General features: G+C 54.3%; 6 protein-coding genes. All 6 read left to right on the top strand.

Annotation, left to right across the window (positions count from 1 at the left end):
• Positions 1 to 212: 212 nt before the first annotated feature.
• The 6 genes from pstC to phoR all read left to right on the top strand — a co-directional run bounded on the left by pstC (position 213) and on the right by phoR (position 5,941).
• Positions 213 to 1,241, top strand: coding sequence for a phosphate ABC transporter permease subunit PstC (gene pstC / locus ACIQ0R_RS10675; RefSeq protein ID WP_395827057.1), 1,029 nt, complete (start codon positions 213 to 215; stop codon positions 1,239 to 1,241).
• A complete protein-coding gene (gene pstA / locus ACIQ0R_RS10670; RefSeq protein WP_395827055.1) occupies positions 1,238 to 2,131 on the top strand; it encodes a phosphate ABC transporter permease PstA in 894 nt (297 codons plus the stop codon). Before pstC ends, pstA begins: the two co-directional genes overlap by 4 nt.
• 25 nt (positions 2,132 to 2,156) lie before the next feature.
• A complete protein-coding gene (gene pstB / locus ACIQ0R_RS10665; RefSeq protein ID WP_395827052.1) occupies positions 2,157 to 2,945 on the top strand; it encodes a phosphate ABC transporter ATP-binding protein PstB in 789 nt (262 codons plus the stop codon).
• A gap of 76 nt (positions 2,946 to 3,021) precedes the next feature.
• On the top strand, positions 3,022 to 3,729 hold the full coding sequence (phoU, locus tag ACIQ0R_RS10660; RefSeq protein ID WP_395827049.1) for a phosphate signaling complex protein PhoU: 708 nt from the start codon (positions 3,022 to 3,024) through the stop codon (positions 3,727 to 3,729).
• Positions 3,730 to 3,871: 142 nt separating this feature from the next.
• Entirely contained in the window at positions 3,872 to 4,561 is a 690-nt protein-coding gene (locus tag ACIQ0R_RS10655; protein WP_395827045.1) for a winged helix-turn-helix domain-containing protein, read from the top strand.
• 75 nt (positions 4,562 to 4,636) lie between these two features.
• The gene (gene phoR / locus ACIQ0R_RS10650; protein WP_395827042.1) at positions 4,637 to 5,941 is read left to right on the top strand and encodes a phosphate regulon sensor histidine kinase PhoR; all 1,305 of its coding nucleotides are present in this window, start codon (positions 4,637 to 4,639) and stop codon (positions 5,939 to 5,941) included.
• The last annotated feature ends 289 nt before the right edge of the window (positions 5,942 to 6,230 follow it).

Genomic DNA, 6,230 nt, shown 5'->3' with positions numbered 1-6,230 from the left:
AGAAGTGGACGATGCCATTGCGGGACTGGAAGGGAGCACTTAACCGCTTCACTATCCAGTTTGAAGAACGGATGAAGCCGAATTAAACGAAATTCCGTTTACACAAAATCCAGCACACCCTCCGCGAAACATCTCCTGCAAGTCGAGCGCGGTCAGGCATTTTGATTACATACTCGCCACCGCATCTTATTCTTCATCGGATATCGCTACTCATGAGTGCAAATATTCCTGTCATGGCACAATCGATTTCACCCCAGGCAACCACCGCTGAACAAGCGGGTGTGTCGCATCAGGCGTTGCTTGCCGCCATGCGTAAGCAACGCATCCAAGATTTTCTTTTTCATAAGGTCACGCTGGCGTTTTCGCTGATCGTGCTGTTCGTGTTGTTAGGCATTATTGTCTGCCTGGCCATCGGCGCCTGGCCGGTGTTCCGCGAATACGGGCCATCTTTCATCACTACTGTTGAATGGGATCCTGTCAACGACCACTATGGTGCGATGATCGCCATCGTCGGTACATTAGTGACATCGTTCATTGCCCTGGTCATCGCTTTCCCGGTCAGTTTCGGGATCGCTCTGTTCCTCACTGAAATCTGCCCGGCCAAATTGCGCCGGCCGCTAGGCACTGCAGTCGAGCTGCTGGCCGGTGTGCCGAGCATCATTTATGGTATGTGGGGTCTGTTTGTGTTTGCACCGCTGTTTTCGGAATATGGCCAGCCTTTCCTTGCTGCCACGCTCGGTCAGTTACCGCTGATTGGCATATTGTTTAGCGGCCCAAAGATGGGAATTGGCCTGCTGACTGCGGGCCTGATTCTGGCGGTGATGATCATTCCGTTTATTTCGTCGGTGATGCGTGATGTGTTCGAAGTCGTACCGGCGGTGCTGAAAGAGTCCGCCTACGGTCTGGGCTGCACGCGCTGGGAAGTGGTGCGCAAGGTGGTGTTGCCTTACTCCAAAACCGGTGTCGTCGGTGGCGTCATGCTGGGGCTTGGCCGCGCACTGGGCGAGACCATGGCAGTTACCTTTGTGATCGGTAATGCGCAACGTCTTTCTTGGTCGCTATTTGCATCCGGCAACAGCATTGCGTCGACACTGGCCAACGAAATTGCCGAAGCATCGACTACCTTGCACGTTTCGGCATTGTTCGCGTTGGGCCTGATCCTGTTCGTGATCACTTTCATCGTTTTGTCGATCGCTAAAATCATGTTGATGGGCATGTCCCGTAAAGAAGGCACCAAATGAAACATTCTCCTCAAGCACAGGCCGGCATACTGGATAAGCCGGTCGTTAATCCGGTGTACCGCAATCGTTTGATGGTTCATCGTTTCGGCATGGTGTTGTCGTTCCTCGCAATGGCGCTGGGCCTGATGGTATTGGCGTGGATTCTGGTAACACTGGTTATCAAGGGTTTCGGTGCGTTGAACATGGATATCCTTACCCAAAACACGCCGGCTCCAGGTTCAGGTCCCGGCGGATTGCTTAATCCGATTATCGGCAGCCTGATGCTGGTTGGACTGGCTACCGTGTTTAGCACTCCGATCGGTATTCTGGCGGGTATTTATCTTGCTGAATATGGTGAAGAGAGCAAGTTGGCCCAGGTTACGCGCTTCGTGACAGACATCATGCTGTCGGCGCCTTCCATCGTTATCGGCTTGTTTGTGTATGCGATATATGTCGCGAAAGTAGAACATTTTTCAGGCTGGGCGGGTAGTTTCGCGCTGTCATTGATCGCAGTGCCGGTGGTTGTGCGTACCACTGACAATATGCTCAAGCTGGTGCCGGGCAACCTGCGCGAAGCGGCGTTTGCGTTGGGCGCGCCGCGCTGGAAAGTTGCGTTGCTGGTGCGCCTGCGCGCGGTCAAGGCCGGGGTTGTTACCGGCGTGCTGCTGGCTGTGGCACGGATTGCGGGCGAGACCGCGCCGTTGTTGTTCACAGCGCTCAATAATCAGTTCTTCAGCACCAACATGAACAAGCCAATCGCCAATTTGCCGGTTGTTATCAGCCAGTTCGCGATGAGCCCGTTTGACAACTGGGTGCCGCTGGCATGGGGCGGCGCGCTGTTGATTACGTTCAGCGTATTGCTCTTGAATATTCTGTCGCGCTCGTTGTTCAGCCAAAAAATTCCAGGTTAACGCTTTCATTTAGATTGCCATTATTATGCAAACATTAATCACGTCGAAGCCGCTCGATAAAAAGCCTACCATAGACATTTCCGGACTGAATTTTTTCTACGGTAATTTCCAGGGCTTGAAGAATATCAATCTGCATGTCAATGAAAAGAAAGTGACAGCGTTCATCGGCCCGTCCGGTTGCGGAAAATCGACCCTGTTACGTACCCTGAACCGGATGTATGACCTGTATCCAGGCCAGCGCGCGGAAGGTCAGATTATCTACGCCGGCCGTAACATCCTGGCGCCGGGCCAAGATCTGAACATGCTGCGCGCCAAGGTTGGCATGGTGTTCCAGAAGCCGACACCGTTCCCGATGTCGATCTACGACAACATTGCTTTCGGTATCCGTCTCTACGAAAACCTACCGAAAGGCGAAATGGACGAGCGTGTCGAATGGGCCTTGACCAAGGCGGCGCTGTGGGGCGAAGTCAAGGACAAGCTCAACAAGAGCGGGCTCAGCCTGTCCGGCGGCCAGCAGCAGCGGCTATGCATCGCGCGCAGCGTTGCGGTACGTCCTGAAGTGCTGTTGCTGGACGAGCCGACCTCGGCGCTGGACCCTATTTCGACCGCCAAGGTGGAAGAGCTGATCAGCGAATTGAAGGTTGATTACACCATCGCCATCGTTACCCACAACATGCAGCAGGCGGCGCGCTGCTCCGATTATACCGCCTACATGTACCTGGGTGAACTGGTCGAATTCGGCGAGACCGATCAGATTTTCATGAATCCGGCGCGCAAGGAAACCCAAGACTACATCACGGGACGTTTCGGCTAAGGTTAGCCCGACTGGCGGTCGTTGAAAAAATCGGCGCAGGCGCAAGCCTGGCCTCAAAAGAATCGAAGGAAATCACATGACTGGCGAACATTCTTCAAAACAGTACGACACAGATCTGGAAACCATTCGTTCCAAGGTGCTGCTCATGGGCGGCCTGGTTGAGCGTCAATTTCAGGAGGCGATCAACGTTTTTCGTAACGGCAATCTGGATGCCGCGGAACGGGTAATCAAGGACGACGATCAGGTCAATCGCCTGGAAATCGAGTTGGATGATGCCTGCAGCCACTTGATCGTGCGTCGTCAGCCGACCGCCAACGATCTGCGTACCGTGATGGCGACCATCAAGGTAATCACAGACCTGGAACGCATTGGTGACGAAGCTGCAAAAATTGCCCGCACCGCAATTCATCTGCACAAACGTGGCGTCGGCACCATCGACCATACCGAAACGGTGCGTGTCATCGCTGCCGGCGCAGCTGATCTGCTGCACGATGCGCTGGATGCATTGGCCCGTCTCGACGAAAAGCAAGCAACACGGCTGATCGCCCAGGACGTCATCATTGATCGCGATTTCCGCTCGATCATGCGTAACCTGATTACCTTCATGATGGAGGATCCGCGCACCATCTCGGCCTCGATGGACACACTGTGGGTAGCCAAGGCAGTCGAGCGGATTGGTGACCATGCAAAGAATATCGCCGAATACGTGATCTACATTGTGGAAGGCAAGGATGTTCGCCATACCGATTACGCAGCCGGTGTGCTTGACGATAGCGACGTCTGAGCCGCGGTGAATATTGCAGAACACATCATGGTGAGCAAGTTAACGCCTTTATTTCACCTCTATGCCTAAAAAAATTGTGTTTGTGTATTACGTAAGTTGCGTTACTGCCAGTTCTTTGACATCGTTCTTTGCATCTGAAAAAATGGCTGCCGATAAAACCTCCATTCTGATAGTTGAGGATGAGCCGTCCATCACTGAGCTGATAGCTTTTACCGTCAAGGAAGCAGGCTGGACTCCATCGATTGTGCATACCGCCGCTGAAGGCTTGGAATTCACCCAACGGCGCCTGCCGCACCTGCTCCTGCTGGACTGGATGTTGCCTGATCAGAGCGGGTTGCGGCTGCTGTCGCAAATCCGCGCCGACAGGCAGCTGCAGTCGATGCTGGTAATGATGTTGACGGCGAAAAGCATGGAAGAGGATAAGATCGCCGGCCTGGATAACGGCGCCGACGATTATATGACCAAGCCTTTTTCACCGCGTGAACTGACTTCCCGCATCAAGGCGCTGTTGCGCCGCAAAGGCGGTGATCAGGTGCCTGGCGTGATGCAGGCTGGCGCGGTTTCGCTTGATCCCGCCAGTTGTTCGGTCTGTCTCGAAAATCAGAAAATCGATATCGGCCATGCTGAGTACCGACTACTGAAATTTTTCATGGCGAACCCGGATCGTGTCTTCTTGCGCAGTCAGTTGCTTGATAAGGTGTGGGGCGACCACGTCGTCATTGAAGAGCGTACAGTCGATGTCCATGTGCTGCGCCTGCGCAAGGCGTTGCGCGAATCGGGGCACCTGATTCGTACGGTGCGCAGCGTCGGTTACATGCTGTCGGCAAAATAGTCGCTTGCTTTGCTTCCGGGATCCTGCAATTCATCAACGCAAAGCCGGCGTACCTCTATTGTATAAACGTAATTTATGAATCCACAGATGTTGTTCTGGATCCCCGCAATGCTGAGGATTCTGCTGATTTTCGTCGTCTCCGGCGTGGTCTGGTTTTTTTTGGGCGCGATTCCCGGCCTGATTTTGGGGCTGGCGCTGATGACAGTTGCAGTGGTCGTGCAGTTGCATTACCTGTGCCGACTCAGTGGCTGGTTAGATAATCCGCGCAGTGAGAAGCTGCCCGATGGCTGGGGTGCGTGGACAGATATCTTCTCGCGCTTGTACCGCTTGCGTCGGGATGATGAAAAGCACCAGAACGAACTGAGCGAATGGCTTGCGCGATTTCGTCAGGCGATGCATCTGCTGCCCGATGGTGTCGTGATCATGGATGATGTGCTTTTCCTGGAGTGGTGCAACCCGGCAGCGGAACGCCATCTCGGGCTGCAGCATGGGCGCGACAAGGGTATGCGCGTCACCAATCTGATACGCAATCCGGATTTCATCGATTACATCATTCTTGGCCGCTATGATCAGCCGTTGACCTTGACACTCCGCGAACGCAAACTGATCGTACAAATTATCCCGTTTGAAAATCGCCGTCAGATTTTAGTCACTCACGATGCCACCGAATCCGAACGCATCGATATGATGCGGCGCGATTTTATCGCCAACGCCTCTCATGAACTGCGCACCCCGCTTACTGTAATCAACGGCTTCCTGGAGATCGCCCAGGCCCAACCTGATCTGGATCAAAAAACCCGTGCGGCTCATCTGCAGCTGATGACGGAGCAGGGCTATCGTATGCAAAACCTGATCGGCGATATGCTGACGTTGACGCGGCTGGAATCAGTTGACTATCCAATGCGTGCAGAAACAGTTGATATCGTCGCTATGCTTGAAAGCCTGCTGGTGGAGGCTCAAGTGCTGTCGGCTGGCAAGCATACGTTTTCTTTGTCGATTGACGGGCCGGATATCACCGGTAGCAAGGACGAGCTGCGTAGCGCGTTCAGCAACCTCATCTCCAATGCCGTGCGTTACACTCCGGCTGGCGGGAAAATACAAATCATGTGGCAAAACAGCAAGGCGGGTCCGCAGCTGGTGGTAAAGGATTCCGGTATCGGTATCAGTTCGGAGCACATCTCGCGTCTGACCGAGCGTTTCTATCGGGTCGACAAGAGCCGATCACGCGAGACGCAGGGCACCGGCCTCGGCCTGGCGATTGTCAGGCACGTGCTATTACGTCATCACGGCACACTGGGAGTCGAGTCGCGGCCGGGCGAGGGTAGTGTATTCACCGTCAGGCTACCGGCGACGTCGGTGGTGGCGACGCCGGAACTATAAGGGTTGTAAGGACGGCCATGCAAGCGGCTGCCAGGATGGCTGCGAAGTAGGCTGCGCGGCGGGCTGTGAAGTGTGCTGTGCAGTTTGCTGTGAAGCCGGCGGCTCTGAACAAGCCTGTGAATGCAGCTATAGGGGTGATACTGCTCGCTTTGCGGGCGTAATGCGAGGGTGTAATTAGTTTTGTGTAAACGGTCATTTGGCAGCACACTGCCACCATAGAGGAAAAAATGACCTACGTAAAACGCACCAAACGGGCCAAGCCCGATCCTGAGTTGGTCAAGCTGGCGGA

Source organism: Collimonas sp., assembly GCF_044339385.1.
Taxonomy (GTDB): domain Bacteria; phylum Pseudomonadota; class Gammaproteobacteria; order Burkholderiales; family Burkholderiaceae_D; genus Collimonas.
The sequence above is the reverse complement of the archived record's forward strand: the minus strand, read 5'-3'. Positions and strand labels throughout refer to the sequence as shown.

Bases quoted from the DNA above. Each gene is read 5' to 3' on its own strand.
- pstC (WP_395827057.1), top strand. From the start codon at position 213: ATGAGTGCAAATATTCCTGTCATGGCACAATCGATTTCACCCCAGGCA.
- pstA (WP_395827055.1), top strand. From the start codon at position 1,238: ATGAAACATTCTCCTCAAGCACAGGCCGGCATACTGGATAAGCCGGTC.
- pstB (WP_395827052.1), top strand. From the start codon at position 2,157: ATGCAAACATTAATCACGTCGAAGCCGCTCGATAAAAAGCCTACCATA.
- phoU (WP_395827049.1), top strand. From the start codon at position 3,022: ATGACTGGCGAACATTCTTCAAAACAGTACGACACAGATCTGGAAACC.
- ACIQ0R_RS10655 (WP_395827045.1), top strand. From the start codon at position 3,872: ATGGCTGCCGATAAAACCTCCATTCTGATAGTTGAGGATGAGCCGTCC.
- phoR (WP_395827042.1), top strand. From the start codon at position 4,637: ATGAATCCACAGATGTTGTTCTGGATCCCCGCAATGCTGAGGATTCTG.